We start from the raw sequence: 18,797 nt of genomic DNA on the forward strand, positions 1-18,797 counted from the left end.
CGAACCGGCAACCGAAGGGCACCCCTTCCCGTGACCAGCACCCCCGCAGTCCCCCCGATCCCCTCGATCACGCTGAACGACGGCGTGCGGATCCCGCAGCTCGGCTTCGGCGTCTGGCAGGTGCCGGACGCGGAGGCCGTCCCCGCGGTGCGCACCGCGATCGAGGCCGGCTACCGCTCGATCGACACCGCCGAGATCTACGAGAACGAGAAGGGCACCGGCCAGGCGATCGCCGAGTCCGGCGTGGCCCGCGACGAGCTGTTCGTGACCACCAAGCTGTGGAACTCGGGCACCGTCGACTGGTCCGGTCAGCAGGGCCGCGACCGGGTGCTGCGCACCTTCGACGAGTCGCTCGGCCGCCTCGGCCTCGACCGGCTGGACCTGTACCTGATCCACTGGCCGCGCCCGATGCACGGCGACGCCTTCCTGAACATCTGGCGCGCCTTCGAGCAGCTGCACGCCGAGGGCCGGGTCCGCGCGATCGGCGTCTCCAACTTCCGGGTGCCGGACCTGCGGGCGCTGCTCGCCGAGGCCGAGGTGAAGCCGGCCCTGAACCAGATCGAGCTGCACCCGTACTTCCCGCAGGCCGAGCTGCGCGCCCTGCACGCCGAGCACGGCATCGCCACCGAGGCGTGGAGCCCGCTGGGCCAGGGCAAGGACCTGCTGGCCGAGCCCGCCCTGCTGGCCGTCGCCGCCAAGCACGGCCGCACCGCGGCCCAGGTGGTGCTGCGCTGGCACCTGCAGTCCGGCGTGATCGCCATCCCGAAGTCGGTCACCCCGGCCCGGATCCGGGAGAACCTGGACGTCACCGGCTTCGAGCTGGACGCCGAGGACCTCGCGGCGATCGACGGCATCGCCACCGGGCAGCGGATCGGCCCGGACCCGGCGGACTTCGACTGGAACTGAGAGCGGAGTTGACGCCCCGTCCGCTGACGGAGAGTCAACTCCACCGACGCCGGAGGGGCCGAAACCCGATCGGGTTTCGGCCCCTCCGGCACGTCCCGGGCGGTGCCGCGTTACCGGCCGGGGCGCGCTCGCCGCCCGAACGACCGGGCAGCGTTTTGCAGAATCGTTACAGCCGGGCCGCCTTCGCGAGCAGCGCCAGTGCCGGTGCGTGCTCCTGCGGTTCCAGCGGGGCGAGCAGTGCCTCCTGGACCTCGCGGACCCCGGCGGTGGAGCGGTGCAGCAGCTCCTGGCCGGTCGGGGAGAGCGAGAGCAGGTTGCGGCGCCCGTCCGAGGGGTCCCGGCGGCGCAGCACCAGGCCGCGCCGGACCAGCCGGCTGACCATCTCGGCCATCGTCGCCTTGTCGAGCGAGGCCAGCTCACCGACCGTGCGCTGGTCGGCGCCCGGCTCGGTCTCCAGGGCGTCCAGCACCGCGTACTGAGGGGCCGTCAGCTCGGTGCCGACCTTCTCCGTCCAGAGCTTGGTGTGCACCTGCTGGGCGACCCGGATCAGGTAGCCGATGGCCCGCTGGGCGTCCAGCGTGGGCCTGGCCTCCCCCGGCACGGCGACCGCGGACGGCTCCAGCCGGGCTATCCGGGCCATCACCCGGACGATCTCCAGCTGCTCGTCCGGGCCGAGCGGCTCGAACAGGGTCCGCTGGACCCGGACCACGCCGCCGGTCGCCTCGCGGACGGCCTGAGCGCCGCTCTGCGAGAGGGCGAGCAGCTTGCGGCGGCCGTCGGCCGGGTCCCGGCGGCGGAGCACCAGGCCCCGTCGGACCAGCCGGGCGACCATCTCGGCCATCGTCGCCTTGTCGAGCGAGGCCCGTTCGCCGACCGTGCGCTGGTCGGCTCCGGGCTCCAGGGCCAGTACCAGCAGCACCGCGAACTGCGGAGCCGTCAGCTCGGTACCGACGTATTCGGACCACAAGCGGGTGTGCACCTGCTGGGCCACGCGGATGAGGTGACCGGGCGACTGCTGCAGTCGGCCGGGCACGCGGGTTGTCGGGATCTCCCCCAGCACCATGAAATCCGTCCCGGTGTCACGCCCGGGTGTGTGTGGGACACCCGAGCGGGGCAGTAACGGCGAGTGAGCATCCCGCTGTGAGTGAGGACGCGCCGGCCGTGCAGCCGGTGGCTGCTGGCGCACACTATACAAACGGTCGGCCTGGACTGGCAGGTAGGGGCGCAGAGTAGTCGCAGGTTCGGCGAAGTTGGCATATTTCCCCCGTATGTCGGGACCACGCCCAACCCGGTTCACCCGCTCGGCCGCTTTTCGCCCTCACCCTCCGTCACCTGCGGCGCTGCCCCTGGCCGGAAACCCTACCCGCCGGTAGGGTTGCCGCGCTGCGCGCTGCGCACCTCATTTATTTCTCATCCACGGGTCGCCGGCCCGCGCCGGTCCCGTCGTCCGACTTCGAGAGAGACGAGTACGAAGATGACCGAGCAGAGCACGTCCGTGACCGCCGACGCCCCGGTGCGGGTGGCCGTGGTGACGGGTGCGGCGCGTGGGATCGGCGCCGCCACCGCGCTCCGGCTGGCCGCGGACGGTTACGCCGTCGCCGTGGTCGACCTGGAGGAGTCCACCGCCAAGGGCACCGCCGAGGCGATCGAGGCCGCGGGCGGCCGCGCGCTGGCCGTCGGCGCGGACGTGTCGGACGCCGAGCAGGTGCAGGCCGCGGTGGACCGGATCGCCGCCGAGCTGGGCACCCCGGTGGTGCTGGTGAACAACGCCGGCGTGCTGCGCGACAACCTGCTGTTCAAGATGTCCGAGTCGGACTGGGACACCGTGATGAGCGTGCACCTCAAGGGCGCCTTCCTGATGACCCGCGCGGTGCAGAAGCACATGGTGGCGGCCGGCTTCGGGCGGGTCGTCAACCTGTCCTCCTCCTCCGCCCAGGGCAACCGCGGCCAGGCCAACTACTCGGCGGCCAAGGCCGGCCTGCAGGGCTTCACCAAGACCCTGGCGATCGAGCTGGGCAAGTTCGGCATCACCGCCAACGCGGTCGCCCCCGGCTTCATCGCCACCGACATGACCGCGGCCACCGCGGCCCGGGTCGGCATGGAGTTCGAGGCGTTCAAGCAGGCCGCCGCCTCCGCCATCCCGGTCCAGCGGGTCGGCGTGCCGGAGGACATCGCGCACACCATCTCCTTCCTGGCCTCCGAGGGCGCCGGCTTCGTCTCCGGCCAGGTCATCTACGTGGCCGGCGGCCCGCTCGACTGACCCGGCCGGCGCCGCGGCGCGCTCGTGGTGCGCCGCCCGGGGCCGGGGTCCAGACTCGATGGCAGACCTCCCGCCGCCAGCCCCGGCGGCGGGCGCGCCCCGTCGGAGGGGCCGGGCCGGCCCCTCCGGCGCTCCACCCACGGAGGATCTTGATGACCGACTCCACGGACAGCGAGTCCATGCCGACCCCGGACAACCTGCTGCACACCGGGGCGGAGCACCCGGTCGACCCCGAGGACCTGGTGATGGCCTCGGGCCGCACGCCCACCCCGGCGCTGCTGGCGAAGGCCAAGAAGGACCTGGAGGAACAGGGCGCGGCGGCCGTCGAACGACTGCTGCCCTGAGCCCGGCGCCGCCCGTTCGAATCGGCGGCCGATTTCCCGGAAGCGACCCGGAAGTGACCTGGGTCACGGGAAATCGGCCGCCTCATTCGTTCTCGCACCACCGTCCGGGCCATTGGAGAAACCACCGGAATGCGGCGCCCGGGAGCGCCGGGGAGCGTGATTTCCCCCACGCACCGCACCTTTCCGGCCCCGCCGCTCCGCCCTTGAACTGCCCCTATGGAGAAACCGGGGACGACACGTCACCAGCGGGTGACAGATCCCCCGAATAGCCCGGAAGGCTCCGGGGCGACCGGTAATGTCGAAGCCGTGCCAGCCAAGCCCGAATCACCCGAGCAACAGATATCGACCGCACCGCGCGCGGTTCCGGTCCGATCCGGTCACGATCCCCACACCGGAACGACCGAATCCGCGCTCCCGTCGATCAGCCGGCGGCACGCCCTGCTCTTCGGCCTGGTCGGAGTGCTCTACCTGCTGGTGGTCCTGGCCATCCTGTACGACTCCCCGCTGGTCGACCTGGACTGGTCGCTGCAACTGCTGCGGCCGTACCGGCGCTGGCCGGACGCCCTGCCCTACCTGGACATCTGGGTGATCGCCGGACAGCGCGGCCCGACCGCGATCGCGGCCTGCCTGTGGCTGGGCTGGCGCTGCTACCGCTCGCACTCGGCGCGGCCGCTGCTGGTGATGGGCATGGCCCTGCTGCTGCTGAACGTCACGGTCGGCGGGGTGAAGATCCTGACCGGCCGGCTGGGCCCGCACTACGCGCACTACGTGGGCTCGCCCGAACTGTTCTCCGGCGGCAGCATCTTCCCCTCCGGCCACACCGCGAACGCCGTGGTCACCTGGGGCGTGCTGGCCTACCTGGCCACCCGCTGGCGCCGCACCGGCACCGTGCTGGCGGGACTCACCGCGGCCTCGATCGGGCTGACCACCGTCTACCTGGGCACCCACTGGATCTCGGACGTGTTCGCGGGCTGGGCGGCGGGCGCGCTGGTGCTGCTCTCGCTGCCGCTGGCCGAGCCGGCCGTCGCCGCGCTGGACCGGCGGGTGCTGGCCGCCTGGCACCGGGAGGGCCGCTTCGCCCGCCCGGCCGCCGTGCCCCGGCCGCGCCCGACCGCCTCCCCGCTCCCGCAGCCGTGGCCGTCCCACCCGCTGCCGGCCCGTCCTCAGCCCGCCCAGGCGCGCTCCACCACGCCGTCGCGCACCGTCAGGTTGAGCCGGTCCGAGCGGTACTCCATGGTCAGCAGCGCGTCCGGCGCCAGCACCCGCACGGTGCGCCAGCCGCGCTCGGCGGCCAGCGCCCGGGCCGGTTCCACCGGCAGCCCCGGATAGTCGTCCAGCCGGTCGTCCATCGTTCCGCCTCCCCGTACCCGAACGGTCCTACCCTGGAAGGGTACGAGGGAGGCGGTTGCGTATGCGGCGGGCCAGGACCCCGAAGGTGTGGCTGAGCGGGACGGAGCCGGCCAACGCGCGCAGCGACCTGAAGCTGCGCTTCCTGCTGTCGGTGCTGTTCCTGCCGTTCTTCGCGCTCTGCACGGCAGGGTTCGCGGTGTGGGCGGCACTGGCCTCCCCGCACGGCGCGCCCAGCAGCGGGACACTGGTGGTGTTCGCGGTGGGCTGCGGGGTGCTGACCGCGGTGGCGGCGGCGGACCTGTGGGTCGTGGTGCGCCGCCGCCGCACCGAGCTGTGACCGCTAGCGCGAGCCGACCGCCTGCTTGACCAGCGTCCGCCCGAAGTCCCACATCAGGCCGCTGCCGCGGTGGGCGTCGTCCATCACCTCGGTGAAGGCGTCGACGAAGCGGTCGACCTCCTTCTCGGTGACGATCAGCGGCGGGATCAGCTTGATCACCTCCAGGTGGTCGCCGGAGACCTGGGTGAGGATCCGGTGCCGCTGCAGCAGCGGGACGACCACCATCTGCGCGAACAGCCCCTTGCGGGCGGCCTGCAGCGCCGTCCAACCGGTGCGTAGCTTCAGCGACTTGGGGCGGCCGAACTCGATGCCGATCATCAGCCCGCGCCCGCGCACCTCGGCGAGCAGCTCGTACCGCTCGGTCAGCGCCGCCAGCCGGGACCGGAACAGTTCGCCGACCTTCGCGGCGTTCTCCACCACGCCCTCCTGCCGCATCACGTGCAGGGTGGCCAGGCCGGCGGCCATCGCCTGGGCGTTGGAGCCGAAGCTGGCGGAGTGGACCAGCACCCGGTCCATCGAGGAGTACACCTTCTCGAAGATCCACGACTTGCCGAGCGTCGCCCCGATCGGCACGTACCCGCCGGAGAGCGCCTTGGCCGCGCAGACCAGGTCGGGGCGGACGCCCTCCTCGGCCTGGTAGGCGAAGAAGGTGCCGGTGCGGCCGACGCCGGTCTGCACCTCGTCGCAGATCAGCAGCGCCTTGTGGGCGTGCAGCAGTTCCTGGGCGGCGGCCAGCCAGCCGGGCGGCGGGGCGAGCACGCCCTTGCCCTGGATCGGTTCGACGATCAGCGCCGCGACGTCGCCCTTCTTCAGCTCCTTCTTCAGCGCGCCGAGGTCGCCGAGCGGGATCGCGGTGTCCGGCAGCAGCGGGTCGAAGCCCTTGCGGAAGCCGCCCTCGCCGTTGACCGAGAGCGAGCCCGCGGTGAGGCCGTGGAAGGCGTGGTCGCAGTACAGGACGCGGCGCTTCCCGGTGGCGTACCGGGCGAACTTGAGCGCCGTCTCGACCGCCTCGGTGCCGCTGTTGCCGAAGAACACCCGGTCCAGGCCGGGGGCGTGGGCGATCAGCTGCTCGGCGAGCAGGCCGGGCAGCGGGGAGCAGTCGAAGCGGGTCAGGTCGGCCGTCTCCAGCTCCATCACCTGCTCGATCGCGGCCCGGACGGCGGGGTGGTGCCGGCCGAGCGCGAAGATGCCGAACCCGGCGAGCATGTCGAGGTACTCGTTGCCCTCGGCGTCGTAGAAGTACGGCCCCTTGGCGCGTTCGTAGTACCGGTCGAAGCCGATGGTGTGCAGCATCCGGGGCAGCTGCGGGTTGAGGTAGCGGGCGTGCAGTTCGTAGCGCTCGCCGCCCCGGGCGTCGAGCAGGGCGGCGAGGTCGAGCGGTTCGGCCTGGGTCACGCTGGTTCTCTCCGATCGGTCACTTGCGCGGCACCCTGGGCCGGTACTCCTGGGCGCCGCTCCGCGTGCCGGGCAGCAGGCGGCGGGCGTAGGCGGCGGTCTGGGCGGCGACGCCGGTGCCGGTGAGTCCGATCTCCTCCAGGATCTCACCGCGCGAGGCGTGCGCCAGGAACTCCTGCGGGATGCCCAGGTCGCGCAGCGGGACGTCGACCTCGGCGTCCCGCATGGCCTGGGCGACGGCGGCGCCGACGCCGCCGGCCCGCCCGTTGTCCTCGACGGTGACCACCATCCGGTGCGCGGCGGCCAGCGCGACCAGCGCCGGGTCGACGGGCTTGACCCAGCGCGGGTCGACCACGGTGGCGGTGATGCCGTCGGCGGCCAGCAGCGCGGCGGCGTCCAGGCAGGCGGGCGCCATCGGGCCGACGGCGACCAGCAGCACGTCGGGGCTGGGGCCGGTGCGGGCCAGCACGTCGACGCCGCCGATCCGCTCGACCGCCGGGATCGCGGGCCCGAGGTCGCCCTTGGGGAAGCGCACCACGGTGGGCGCGTCCTCGACGGCGACGGCCTCCCGGAGCTGTTCGCGCAGCCGGTCGGCGTCGCGCGGGGCGGCCAGCCGCAGCCCGGGGACGACCTGCAGGACCGACATGTCCCACATGCCGTTGTGCGAGGCCCCGTCGTTGCCGGTGACGCCCGCCCGGTCGAGCACGAAGGTGACGCCGAGCCGGTGCAGCGCGACGTCCATCAGCACCTGGTCGAAGGCCCGGTTCAGGAAGGTCGCGTACACCGCGACGACGGGGTGCAGCCCGCCGGTGGCCAGGCCCGCGGCGGAGGCCACCGCGTGCTGCTCGGCGATCCCGACGTCGTAGGTCCGCCCGGGGTGCGCGGCGGCGAACGGCCCGAGCCCCACCGGGTGCAGCATCGCGGCGGTGACGGCGACCAGGTCGGGCCGCTCGGCGCCGAGGGCGAGCATCTCCTGCCCGAACACGGAGGTCCAGGAGGCCCCGGCGGACGGGGAGATCGGCAGGCAGGTGTACGGGTCGATCGGGCCCACCGCGTGGAAGCGGTCGGCCTCGTCCTGCTCGGCGGGCCGGTAGCCGCGGCCCTTGACGGTCAGGCAGTGCACGATGACGGGCCCGCCGAAGTTCCGGGCCTGGCGCAGCGCCTGCTCGACGGCGGCGATGTCGTGGCCGTCGATCGGGCCGAGGTACTTCAGGCCGAGGTCCTCGAACATGCCCTGCGGGGCGAAGGCGTCCTTGAAGCCCTTCTTGGCGCCGTGCAGCGCGTCGAACAGCGGCGGCCCGACCACGGGGGTGCGCTGCAGGGCGTCCTTGCCCCAGGCCAGGAAGCGCTCGTAGCCGCGGGTGGTGCGCAGGGTGGCGAGGTGGTGGGCGAGGCCGCCGATGGTCGGCGAGTAGGAGCGCTCGTTGTCGTTGACGACGATGACCAGCGGGCGGTCCTCGGCCTCGGCGATGTTGTTGAGCGCCTCCCAGGCCATGCCGCCGGTGAGCGCGCCGTCGCCGATCACGGCGACGGTGCAGCGGTCGACGCCGAGCAGCTGGTTGGCCTTGGCGATGCCGTCGGCGTAGCCGAGCGCGGTGGAGGCGTGCGAGTTCTCGATCAGGTCGTGCTCGGACTCGGCCCGCGAGGGGTAGCCGGAGAGCCCGTCCTTGGCGCGCAGCCGGCTGAAGTCCTGCCGGCCGGTGAGCAGTTTGTGCACGTAGGCCTGGTGGCCGGTGTCCCACAGGACGCGGTCGTGCGGGGAGTCGAAGACCCGGTGCAGGGCGATGCTGAGCTCGACCACGCCGAGGTTGGGGCCGAGGTGGCCGCCGGTGCGGGTGACGGCGTCGATCAGGAAGTCGCGGATCTCGTCGGCGAGCAGCGGCAACTGCTCGGGGTGCAGGCGTCGGAGGTCGGCGGGCCCGGTGATCCGGCTCAGCAGTGGCATGGCGTACCCCTCACGGCTGGTTCGGTGTGCGTGGAGTGTCGGTGTCCAGCCTGCGGCCCGGTGGTCGCGGTCGCCTGTCGGCGTGGGCCGCCCGCGCGGGCGCGGGCGGCCGGTGACGGCCGGTCAGACCGCCTTGGGCGAGGCGAGGGTCTCGCGGGCGGCGCGGATCGACTCCTTGAGCGAGCCCATGGTGGCGAGCACCGCGGTCGGCTCGTAGCCGCAGTGGGCCATGCAGTTGTCGCAGCGCGGGTCGCGGCCGCGGCCGTACTTGTCCCAGTCGGTCTTCTCGATCAGCTCGCGGTAGGTGGGGACGTAGCCGTCGGACATCAGGTAGCAGGGGCGCTGCCAGCCGAACAGCGAGTAGTTGGGGATGCCCCAGGCGGTGCACTCGAAGTCGACCTTGCCCTCGAGGAAGTCCAGGAACAGCGGGCTGTGGTTGAGCCGCCAGCGCCGCCGGTTGCCGCCGGCGAAGGCCTTGCGGAACAGCTCGCGGGTCTGCTCGACGCCGAGGAAGTGCTCCTGGTCGGGGGCCTTCTCGTAGGCGTAGGCCGGGGAGATCATCATCTCGTCGACCTTGAGGTCGTCGTTGAGGAAGTCCAGCACCTCGACCACGGTCTGCGCGGTGTCGGTGTTGAAGAAGGTCGAGTTGGTGGTGACCCGGAAGCCCCGCCGCTTGGCCTCCTTGATCGCCTCGACGGCCTCCGCGAACGTCCCCTCCTTGGCCACCGAGGCGTCGTGCCGCTCCTCCAGGCCGTCGATGTGGACGGCGAAGGTGAAGTACGGCGAAGGGGTGAACTTGTCGAGCTTCTTGCGCAGCAGCAGGGCGTTGGTGCACAGGAAGACGTACTTGCGGCGCTCCACCAGCTGGCGGACGATCTCGTCGATCTGCGGGTGCATCAGCGGCTCGCCGCCGGCGATGGAGACCATCGGGGCGCCGCACTCCAGGACCGCGCCGACCGCCTGGGCGACCGGCATCCGCTGCTTGAGGACGCCCGCCGGGTGCTGGATCTTCCCGCAGCCCTCGCACTTGAGGTTGCAGGCGAACAGCGGCTCCAGCTCGACGATGAGCGGGAACTTCTTCCGCCCCCTGATCTTCTGCTGCATGAGGTAGGTGGACACGCGGACGGTCTGACGCAGCGGCATGGCCATGGCTTAGCTCGCCTCCTGGGGGAGCGTCGAGGGCTGTGGGTTCGTCAGCTGGGCGGGCGTGGCGGCGACCTGCCGGTGCCACGCGGTGAGGGCGGGGACGGCGGCGCGCAGCGTCCGCCAGGCCCGGACCCCGGCCGGCAGGGTGCCGGGGCGGATCAGTTCCCGCTCGGGGGTGTCGACCACCACCCGCAGCACCGCCGCGGGCAGGCCGGGGGCGTGCGCGGCGCGGGCGGCGAGGACGGCGGCGGCCTCCATGTCGACGGCGAGCGCGCCCGCGGCGTGCAGCCGGGCCCGTTCGGCGCCGCGCACCACGTGGTCGGCGGTGCGGTGGGTGCCGAGGTGGGCCCGCAGGCCGGCCTCCTCCAGGGCGGTGGCCAGCGCGGGCGCGGAGGCCAGCGGGTGGTCGCCGCCCTCGGCGTCGGTGACCCGGTCGGCGACGATCACCTCGCCGGGGCGCACCCCGGGCCCGAGCGCCGCGCCGAACCCGGCGACCAGCAGGGCCCCGTAGCCGCCCGCGTCGAGCAGGGCGGCGGCCTTCTGCCCGGCGGCCCTGCGGCCCATCCCGGTCCGGGCCAGCACCGGCGGGCCGCCGGCCGCACCGGACCAGTCGCCGCCGCGCAGCGCCCAGGCCTCCGGCCCGAGCGCGCACAGCACCAGCAGCGGCGCGGTCATCGCGCACCGCCCCGGCCGAGCGGGGTGCCGTGCACGTAGCGGCCGAGCGCGGTGACCGGGAAGACCAGCCGGTACAGGTGGTAGTTGATGGAGAAGTCCCAGGGGAAGCCGGTGCCGGTGAACTGCGGTTCGTCCCACGTCCCGTCGGGGCGCTGGGTGGCGGTGAGCCAGGCGACGCCGCGCTCGACCGCCTCGGACTCGCGCTCGCCGGCCGCCAGCAGCGCCATCAGCGCCCAGGCGGTCTGCGAGGCGGTGGACTCGCCGCGGCCGGCCCAGGTGGCCGGGTCCTCGTAGGAGCGCATGTCCTCGCCCCAGCCGCCGTCCGGGTTCTGCCGGCCGGTCAGCCAGGCGACGGCGCGCCGGACGGCGGGGTGGCCGGGGGTGAGGCCGGCGGCGATCAGGGCGGGCACCACCGAGCCGGTGCCGTAGATGTAGTTGGTGCCCCAGCGGCCGAACCAGGAGCCGTCGGCCTCCTGGTGGCGCAGCAGCCAGGCGACGCCGCGCCGGGTGCGCGGGTCCCGGGTGCGGCCGGTCTCGGCGAGCATCTCCACCACGTGCGCAGTGACGTCGGCCGAGGGCGGGTCGATGACCTCGCCGAAGTCGCAGAACGGGAGCTTGTTGGGGAGCCTGCTGGTGTTGTCGGCGTCGAAGGCGCCCCAGGCGCCGTCCTTGGACTGCATGCCGAGGTTCCACTCGACGGCCCGTTCGACGGCGCCGGCCAGCCGGGCGGTGTCGGGGTGGTCGATCCGGCGCAGCGCGAGGACCACCTCGGCGGTGTCGTCGACGTCCGGGTAGGTGTCGTTCTGGAACTCGAAGGCCCAGCCGCCGGGGGCCAGCCGGGGGCGTTTGACGGCCCAGTCGCCGCGGGTGGTGATCTCCTCGCCGAGCATCCAGCTGCCGGCGCCCACCAGGGCGGGGTGGTCGCCGGGCAGTCCGGCGTCGCGCAGCGCGATGGCGGCCAGGCAGGTGTCCCAGACCGGGGACTGGCAGGCCTCCATCCAGCGCTTGCCGTCCTCGGTGTGCACGGTGAAGGAGTCGAAGGCGGCGAGCCCGGCCTTCATCACCGGGTGGTCGAGCCGGTAGCCGAGCAGCCGCAGCGCGATCAGCGAGTAGACGGCGGGCGGCTGGATGCCGCCCCAGCAGCCGTCGGCCTCCTGCCGCTCGACGATCCAGGCGGCGGCCTGCCGCAGCGCCAGGCGGCGCACCGGCTTGATGGCGTGCCGGTGGTAGCGGTGCATCAGCTGGTCGAGCCGCTGGAAGAGGCCGTCCCAGCTGTGCGCGGGGGCGAGCGGCCGCTCGGGGTACGGGTCGGCCGGGTCGGTGTGCAGTTCGCCGAGGCCGAACGGGGCGGGGCGGACCGGGCGGTGCGCGGAGACCACGGTGAGCGGGACGATGGTCTGCCGGGCCCACTGGCCGAAGGAGTAGATGTTCAGCGGCGCCCAGCTGGGCAGGAACAGCACCTCGGGGGGCAGCTCGGGGAGCTTCTCCCAGGGCCACCAGCCGAACAGGGCGAGCCAGATCCGGGTGAACACCCGGCTGGCGGCGATGCCGCCGCGCTCGCGGACGAAGGCGGCGGCGGCCCGCATGTGCGGGGCGTCCGGGGCGTCCCCGGCGAGCCGGAGGGCCACGTACGCCTCGACGGTGGTGGAGAGTTCGGGCGGGCCGCCGTGGAAGGTGGCCCAGGTGCCGTCCTCCCGCTGCCGGGAGCGGATCCAGGCCGCGGTGGCCCGGGTCTGCTCCTCGGTGCGGATGCCCAGGAACTCCCTGAGCAGCAGGTCTTCGGCGTCCATGGTGACGTTGGTCTCCAGGTCGCCCTTCCACCAGCCGTCGGCGTGCTGGAGTGACAGCAGGTGTGCGGTGGCCCGGCTGAGCGCCGCCGCGGGTGAGGAATCGTCAGATCGTGTTACTGCAACTGAGGTTTGGGGTCCGAGCCTTCCACCCGCGGTTGCTGTCACTCTTACGTCACCTCTCTCTGACCACCACGAATTCGGCGAGTGCGACGAAGTGCTCGCGCACCTCGTCGGCCATGGGCACCTCGCCGAGGGCGGCGAGGGCGGTGTCGTACTGGCGGCGGGCCTCTTCCTGCGTCCAGGCCCGGCCGCCGGCCCGCTCGATCAGCGCGGCGCGGGCGGCGAGCACCTGCTCGCTCTCCTCGCCGCGGCCGGTCGGGTCGGCCAGCTGTGCGGCCAGCTCGCGGGAGGCGGCGCCCCCCTCGGCCAGCGCGGCGCACACCGGCAGCGACTTCTTCCGCGACTGGAGGTCGCTCCAGTGCGGCTTGCCGGTCACTTCGGTGGCGCCCCAGATGCCCAGCAGGTCGTCCACCGCCTGGAACGCGAGGCCCAGGTGGTGGCCGTACCGCTGGAGCGCGTCGGAGACCTTGTCGTCGGCGCCGGCCAGCACCGCGCCGATCGCCGCGGAGGCCGCCAGCAGGGCGCCGGTCTTGCCGCCCTCCATGGCCAGGCACTCCTCGACCGTCACCGCGTCGCGCTGCTCGAACGAGACGTCCAGGGCCTGGCCGTCGATCAGCCCCCGGGTGGCGGTGGTGATCAGCCGGACGGCGCGGGCGGCGTCGGCCGGGGCGGCCCCGCCGGTCACCGCGGCGTCCAGCAGGACCTCGGTGCCGAGGGTGGCCAGCGCGTCGCCGGCCAGCACGGCCTGGGCCGGGCCGAACACCGTCCAGGCGGTGGCCCGGTGCCTGCGCGTCTCGTCACCGTCCATCAGGTCATCATGGAGGAGGGAGAAATTGTGCACCAGCTCGACCGACACGCCGCCGGGTACGCCCACCTGCGCGTCGGCGCCCACCGCTTCGGCTGACAGCAGGGCCAGCGCCGGGCGCACGGCCTTGCCGCCGTCGCCCGCGGCGGGGCGGCCGTCCCGGTCGATCCAGCCGAAGTGGTAGGCCGCGACGGTGTCCATCGGTGCCGCCAAACGGGCGACGGCCGCGCGCATCGGCGGCGTGCAGAGCGTGCGTCCGCGCGCCAGCAGGTCGAGGACGGTCGGGGTGTCCTCGACCGTCGAGCCGGTGCGTGCCTCCACGTGCGTTCCCTCTCGGTGCGTCCGTCCGGCCGCGGCGGGCGGTCGGACGGTTGTGGTGTCGGTGGTCGGGGGGTGGGGGCTCGGCGTCATCGGGGCCACCGCCCGTCTCCCCGGTCGACCGGGAGCCGGCCGTGGCCGGCCAGGGCGGCGTCGGCGGCAGCGTGCCCGCTGCGCACCGCGCCCTCCATGGTCGCTGGCCAACCCGTGGCCGTCCAGGACCCGGCGAGCAGGATGCCGGGGAGGTCGGTGCGCGCGCCGGGGCGCAGCCGGGCGGTGCCGGGCGCCGGGTCGAAGGTGGCGGTGCGCTCCCGGGTGACGAAGAAGTCCAGCACCCGGGCGCCGCGGGCGGCGGGCAGCAGCCGCTCCAGCTCCGGCAGGTAGCGGGCCCGCAGCTCGGCCACCGGCAGGTCGATCTCGTCCTCGGCGGCGGACTGCGAGACCGCCAGGTACTGGGCGCCGGGGACGGCCAGGCCGGAGTGCCGGGTGCGGTCGAAGACGAACTGCACCGGGGAGCCGAGCGCCGCGAAGAACGGGCGGCGGATCAGCGGCCGGTCGTAGACCACGTGCACGTTGAGGATCGGGGCGGTGCCGAAGCCGGCCAGCCGGTGCTGGTCGGGGATGGCGCCGGGCGGCAGCAGGGCGGCCGCGGTGTCCTGGGCGCCGGCCAGCACCACGGTGTCGGCGGTGAGCAGCTCGCCGCCCTCCAGCCGGACGGCGTTCTGCTCGGCGGCCTTCAGTTCGGCGGCCCGGGTGCGCAGCCGGATCCGGACGCCGGCCCGCTCCAGCTCGGCCGTCGCCCGGTCGTGGTGGATCCCGCCGAGCGGGACGTTGGCCATGCCGATGTCGGCGGCGCCCGGCTCGGAGAGCAGGCCGGTCTTGAAGACCATCGCGGCCAGCGCCATCGAGGTGCGGTCGGCGGTGGCGTTCAGGGTGGCCACGCCGACCAGGTCCCAGACGGCGGCCACGGTGGCCGGGGTCTGGCCGTGCCGGCGCAGCCACTCGCCGAAGGAGAGGTCGTCCAGCGCCGGGTCGGCGAGGTCGAGCTTCTGCAGAGCGAGCGCGCCGCGCACCACCCGCAGCCGGTCGGCCGGGCTCAGGTGCCGGTAGGTGGCGAGGCTGCCGGCCAGGTGCAGCGGGACGGGCAGCTCGGCGCGGCGCAGCCGGCCGAGGCTGCGGCTGCCGTCGGGGGCGAGCGAGAGCACCGGGACGTCCAGCCGGGGCTGGAGGTCGACCAGGGCGTTCGCGCCGAGCCGGTCGACCAGGCCGCGGTAGGCGGTGCAGCAGCGCAGGTAGACGTGCTGGCCGTTGTCGACGGTCAGTTCGCCGCGCTGGAAGGAGAAGGCCAGGCCGCCGAGCCGGGGCCGGGCCTCCAGCAGGGTGGTGCGCACGCCCGCGTCGGCGAGGCGGAGGGCGGCGGTGATGCCGGCCAGGCCGCCGCCGACGACCACGGCGGTGCGCTCGCGCGGCGCTGTCGGCGTGCTCATCGGCCCTCCCGGACGGCAGTGGACGGTGGGCACAACAACGTGCGCATGCGTCGTGATTCCCTGTTGACACAGCGTGACAGAACTGGCGCGAGAATCAAGAACGCCCTCCGGCGAGCCCGGACAGTGCCACGTACGCCTTCTCCCAGCCGGGCAGCGAGACCCGGCCGCGGAGCACCGAGTGCGGGTCGGCGGCGATCCGGCCGAGCAGGCGGTGGTAGATGCCGGCCATCGCGGCGGTGGCGGCGCGGCTGCGGCGGTCGAGCATCGGGAGCAGCCGCAGGCCCTCCTCGAAGGCGCGCTGGGCGCGCTCGGCCTCGAAGGCGACCAGGCCGGTGAAGTCGGCGCCGGCCGGGAGGGCGGGCAGCGCGAAGCCCTGCTGGCAGCCGAACCGGACCAGGTCCTCGGTGGGCAGGTAGGTGCGGCCGTTCAGGGCGTCCTCGCGCACGTCGCGCAGGATGTTGGTGAGCTGCAGGGCCAGGCCCAGGGTGTCGGCGTACTCGGCGCCGCGCTCCTGGTCCTCGCAGCCGTAGACGCCCAGCGAGAGCCGGCCGATCGAGCCGGCCACGCAGCGGCAGTAGACCTTGAGCTCCTCGTAGGTGCCGTACTCGACGCCCTTGAGGTCCATCTCGACGCCGTCGATCAGTTCGTCGAAGCCGCCGAGCGGGATCGGGAAGCGGCGGGCCGCGTCGGCCAGCGCGACCTTGATCGGGTCGGTGTCCTCCTCGGTGACCGCGCCCGCCCGGACCTCGTCGAGCAGGGTGCGGGTGCGGGCCAGTGCCTCGGCCTTCTGCTCGGCGGGCAGTTCGCCGTCGCCGATGTCGTCGACCCGGCGGGCCAGCGCGTACAGCGCCGACATCGCCAGCCGCTTGGCCTCGGGCAGCAGCCGGATGCCGTAGCTGAAGTTGCGGGCCTGCAGGGCGGTGACCGCCTCGCAGTACCGGTAGGCCGCCATGACCGGCGCGGACGCCAGTGGTGATGCCCCCACGCGGGCGCTCACCTTCCCTTCACGAAGAGTGCCGCCGCCCGGCCGGCCAGGCGGCGCTTGTCGGGCTTCGCCCGGTGCGCGAGCACGTCGAACCTGACCGCCTCGATGGCGTCCAGGGCCGCGTACCCGCCGGCGGTGAATCCCGCCAGCAGCAGTCGGAGCCTCCCGTGAACCGTACCCACCAGCGGCGCGCCGCGGTCGAGCAGGGTCCGGGCCCGGCTCGCCTCCCAGGCGATCAGCTGGCGCACGCCGCGGGAGGCGGTGTCGGCGGCGAGGTCGCGCTCGGTGACGCCGAAGGCCGCGAGGTCTTCGAGCGGGAGGTAGATCCGGCCGCGGTCGAGGTCCTCGGCGACGTCCTGGAGGTGCTCGACGATCTGCAGCGCGGTGCAGATCGCGTCGGACAGCTCGATCCGGTCCGGGGTGGCCCGGCCGGCCAGCGCGAGCACCAGGCGGCCGACCGGGTCGGCCGAGAGCGTGCAGTAGTGGCGCAGGTCGGCGTAGACCGGGTAGCGGGTGGTGGTCTGGTCCACCCGGTTGGCCTCGATCAGCCGGCGGAACGGCTCGGGGGTGACGGCGTGCCGCTCGATCAGCGGGACCAGGCGGCGCACCAGCGGGTGCCGGGGCTCGCCGGGGTCGGTGCCCAGGACGGTGCCGTGCGGGGACGGGTCGTCGCCGAGGGCGGCGGCGAAGGCGCGGTCCAGGTCGCGCTCCAGGCCGTCCAGCAGGGCGAGCCGGAAGCCCTCGTCCGCGGGGGCGCCGGGCACGTCCAGCAGCCGGGCGGCGGCGGCCGGGTCGGCGAGGTCGCCGTCGCCGGCGTCGTCGACCAGGCGGGCGAAGCCGTAGACCGCCATCAGGTCGCCGCGCCAGGCGGCGGGCAGGAAGCCGGGGGCGACCGGGAAGTTCTCCAGGTCCGCCTTGTCCAGCGTCACCGCCGCTGTCTGGTTATCCGACTTAGTTGAATCCGACACTGCCGTCACTCCCCCGTTCTACACCGGGCCGCACCGCCACCGCGCCACGGACACGCTTCCGTCGCCACGCCTTCACCCGCCGCACGGCGCAGGGCCGGTGCCCGGGGATCCGCTCCCCGCGCACCGGCCCTGCGCCGTGCGACCCGCCCCCGCTCAGGGGCGCTCGCCCTTCTCGTACCGGCGGACCACCTCGTCGGTGTGCCCGTCCATGATCAGCTCGCCGTGCTCGATCCAGATGGTGCGCTCGCAGACCTCGCGGATCGCGTTGTTGTCGTGGCTGACCAGGAAGACCGTGCCGGCCTCCTTGCGCAGCTCGTTGATCCGGGCCTTGGAGCGCTGCTGGAAGCCCTGGTCGCCGGTGGCAAGGGCCTCGTCGATCAGCAGCACGTCGTGGGTCTTCGCCGCCGCGATGGAGAACCGCAGGCGGGCGCCCATGCCGGAGGAGTAGGTGCGCATCGGCAGCGAGATGAAGTCGCCCTTCTCGTTGATGCCCGAGAAGTCGACGATGCCCTGGTAGCGCTTGCGCACCTGGGCGGTGGACATGCCCATCGCCAGGCAGCCCAGCACCACGTTGCGCTCGCCGGTCAGGTCGTTCATCAGCGCCGCGTTGACGCCCAGCAGCGAGGGCTGGCCGTTGGTGTAGATGGCCCCCCGCTCGGTCGGCAGCAGGCCGGCGATGGCCGCCAGCATGGTCGACTTGCCGGAGCCGTTCGAGCCGATCAGGCCGATAGCCTCGCCCTTGTACGCGGTGAAGCTGATGCCGCGCACCGCGTGCACCTCGCGGATCGAGGGCGACTTCTTGCGGGTGATGATCCGGCTCAGTGCCGAGGTGGCGCTGCCCTTGCCGGAACCGGCGCCGTGCACCTTGTAGACGATGTGCACGTCGTCCACCACCACGGTGGGAACCCGGGCCTTGTCGGTGTCCACCGCGGTGGCCTCCTTGACGGTGTCGAGAGCTGCGTCAGCCACGGCCGTACTCCTCCTCTGCCTTCCAGAAGAACAGGAAGCCGACGGCGAAGGCGACGACCGCCCAGGTGGTGGCCATGATCCAGATGTGGTCGGGCAGGATCAGCGCCTTCGGCAGCTGGTTGCCGTGGGCGTCCCAGCCGCCCGGGTAGAGCTTCTTGTCGAAGCTCTCGGGCATGAAGGCGTAGCGGATCAGGTCCATGTAGACCACGGCCGGGTTCCACGAGTAGATCGTCTGCCAGAGGGGCGGCCACTTCTCGATGAAGCTCGACACGCTGTACATCACGCCCGAGACGTACATCCAGGTGCGCAGCAGGAACGGCATCAGCTGCGAGATGTCGGAGGTCTTGGAGCCGATCCGGGCCATCACCAGGGCCAGGCCGGTGTTGAACATCGACTGGAGCACCAGCGCCGGGATGATCAGCAGCCAGGTGGTGCCCGGGGTGATGCCGTTCAGCAGGACGATGACGACCAGCACCACCATCGAGATCAGCAGCTGCTGGAGCTGGATGATCGTGAAGGCGATCGGCAGGCTGGCGCGCGGGAAGTGCAGCGCCCGGATCAGGCCCAGGTTGTCGGAGATCGACCGGGTGCCGGCCTGGATCGCGCTCTGCGAGAACTGGAAGATGAAGACGCCGATGCAGAGCCAGGCGATGTAGTTCGGGACGGTGTCCCGGTTGCTCATGATCAGACCGAAGACCAGGTAGAACACCGCGCAGTTCAGCAGCGGGGTGAGCACCTGCCAGACCTGGCCGAGCTTCGCCGTGGTGTACTGCGCGACCAGCCGGGCCGTGGCGAACGCGCTGATGAAGGCGCGGCGGGCCCACAGCTGGCGGACGTACTCGGACAGGCTCGGCCGCTTGCCGCTGACGGACAACCCGTACTTGTCCGCGAGCTGCTTCGGGGTCAGACCCGCGTCGGAACCCCTTGGTGCGGAGAGGTTGACCGGGTCACTCAGTGTCGACACATTCGTCCTTCAGGGGGTCGGAATCCACTGCCC

General features: G+C 73.2%; 17 protein-coding genes. 5 read left to right on the top strand and 12 right to left on the bottom strand.

Annotation, left to right across the window (positions count from 1 at the left end; genetic code table 11):
* The first annotated feature begins 30 nt into the window (after positions 1-30).
* Positions 31-906, top strand: a complete 876-nt coding sequence (locus tag OU787_RS05830; RefSeq protein ID WP_030460396.1) for an aldo/keto reductase — start codon at positions 31-33, stop codon at positions 904-906.
* A 166-nt stretch (positions 907-1,072) separates the two neighbouring features.
* Here OU787_RS05830 and OU787_RS05835 read toward each other — a convergent pair whose 3' ends face one another.
* Positions 1,073-1,873, bottom strand: coding sequence for a MarR family winged helix-turn-helix transcriptional regulator (locus OU787_RS05835; RefSeq protein ID WP_232794972.1), 801 nt, complete (start codon positions 1,871-1,873; stop codon positions 1,073-1,075).
* 507 nt (positions 1,874-2,380) lie between these two features.
* Between OU787_RS05835 and fabG the strand changes: the two genes are divergently transcribed.
* The 4 genes from fabG to OU787_RS05860 all read left to right on the top strand — a co-directional run bounded on the left by fabG (position 2,381) and on the right by OU787_RS05860 (position 5,197).
* Positions 2,381-3,166, top strand: a complete 786-nt coding sequence (gene fabG, locus OU787_RS05840) for a 3-oxoacyl-ACP reductase FabG (protein WP_051816991.1) — start codon at positions 2,381-2,383, stop codon at positions 3,164-3,166.
* 152 nt (positions 3,167-3,318) lie between these two features.
* Positions 3,319-3,510 carry a hypothetical protein gene (locus tag OU787_RS05845; RefSeq protein ID WP_030460399.1) on the top strand — a complete coding sequence of 64 codons (192 nt, stop codon included), beginning with the start codon at positions 3,319-3,321 and terminating at the stop codon, positions 3,508-3,510.
* A 306-nt stretch (positions 3,511-3,816) separates the two neighbouring features.
* Positions 3,817-4,839, top strand: a complete 1,023-nt coding sequence (locus tag OU787_RS34780; RefSeq protein ID WP_369794959.1) for a phosphatase PAP2 family protein — start codon at positions 3,817-3,819, stop codon at positions 4,837-4,839.
* Positions 4,840-4,921: 82 nt separating this feature from the next.
* Positions 4,922-5,197, top strand: a complete 276-nt coding sequence (locus OU787_RS05860; RefSeq protein ID WP_030460401.1) for a DUF6343 family protein — start codon at positions 4,922-4,924, stop codon at positions 5,195-5,197.
* A gap of 3 nt (positions 5,198-5,200) precedes the next feature.
* Here the strand turns inward: OU787_RS05860 and OU787_RS05865 are convergent, their stop codons facing one another.
* From OU787_RS05865 to OU787_RS05915, 11 genes are all read right to left on the bottom strand, one after another.
* Entirely contained in the window at positions 5,201-6,592 is a 1,392-nt protein-coding gene (locus OU787_RS05865) for an aspartate aminotransferase family protein (protein WP_030460402.1), read from the bottom strand.
* A 19-nt stretch (positions 6,593-6,611) separates the two neighbouring features.
* Positions 6,612-8,537 (bottom strand): 1-deoxy-D-xylulose-5-phosphate synthase, encoded by a 1,926-nt coding sequence (gene dxs, locus OU787_RS05870; protein ID WP_030460403.1) that lies wholly within the window; start codon positions 8,535-8,537, stop codon positions 6,612-6,614.
* Between the two features lie 123 nt (positions 8,538-8,660).
* Positions 8,661-9,686, bottom strand: coding sequence for an adenosyl-hopene transferase HpnH (gene hpnH / locus OU787_RS05875; protein ID WP_030460404.1), 1,026 nt, complete (start codon positions 9,684-9,686; stop codon positions 8,661-8,663).
* Positions 9,687-9,689: 3 nt separating this feature from the next.
* Positions 9,690-10,358 (bottom strand): phosphorylase family protein, encoded by a 669-nt coding sequence (locus OU787_RS05880; RefSeq protein ID WP_063759629.1) that lies wholly within the window; start codon positions 10,356-10,358, stop codon positions 9,690-9,692.
* Positions 10,355-12,313 carry a squalene--hopene cyclase gene (gene shc, locus OU787_RS05885; RefSeq protein ID WP_268658748.1) on the bottom strand — a complete coding sequence of 653 codons (1,959 nt, stop codon included), beginning with the start codon at positions 12,311-12,313 and terminating at the stop codon, positions 10,355-10,357. The genes OU787_RS05880 and shc overlap by 4 nt, the downstream gene beginning before the upstream one ends.
* 7 nt (positions 12,314-12,320) lie before the next feature.
* The gene (locus OU787_RS05890) at positions 12,321-13,484 is read right to left on the bottom strand and encodes a polyprenyl synthetase family protein (RefSeq protein WP_369794961.1); all 1,164 of its coding nucleotides are present in this window, start codon (positions 13,482-13,484) and stop codon (positions 12,321-12,323) included.
* On the bottom strand, positions 13,481-14,878 hold the full coding sequence (gene hpnE, locus OU787_RS05895) for a hydroxysqualene dehydroxylase HpnE (protein ID WP_268658749.1): 1,398 nt from the start codon (positions 14,876-14,878) through the stop codon (positions 13,481-13,483). The genes OU787_RS05890 and hpnE overlap by 4 nt, the downstream gene beginning before the upstream one ends.
* 94 nt (positions 14,879-14,972) lie before the next feature.
* A complete protein-coding gene (gene hpnD / locus OU787_RS05900; RefSeq protein ID WP_051816992.1) occupies positions 14,973-15,830 on the bottom strand; it encodes a presqualene diphosphate synthase HpnD in 858 nt (285 codons plus the stop codon).
* A 41-nt stretch (positions 15,831-15,871) separates the two neighbouring features.
* Entirely contained in the window at positions 15,872-16,792 is a 921-nt protein-coding gene (gene hpnC / locus OU787_RS05905; RefSeq protein WP_268658750.1) for a squalene synthase HpnC, read from the bottom strand.
* A gap of 192 nt (positions 16,793-16,984) precedes the next feature.
* Positions 16,985-17,800 carry an ABC transporter ATP-binding protein gene (locus OU787_RS05910; RefSeq protein ID WP_268658751.1) on the bottom strand — a complete coding sequence of 272 codons (816 nt, stop codon included), beginning with the start codon at positions 17,798-17,800 and terminating at the stop codon, positions 16,985-16,987.
* On the bottom strand, positions 17,793-18,764 hold the full coding sequence (locus tag OU787_RS05915; RefSeq protein WP_268658752.1) for an ABC transporter permease: 972 nt from the start codon (positions 18,762-18,764) through the stop codon (positions 17,793-17,795). Before OU787_RS05915 ends, OU787_RS05910 begins: the two co-directional genes overlap by 8 nt.
* Positions 18,765-18,797: the final 33 nt, after the last annotated feature.

The organism is Kitasatospora sp. YST-16, from assembly GCF_026802215.1.
Taxonomy (GTDB): domain Bacteria; phylum Actinomycetota; class Actinomycetes; order Streptomycetales; family Streptomycetaceae; genus Kitasatospora; species Kitasatospora cineracea.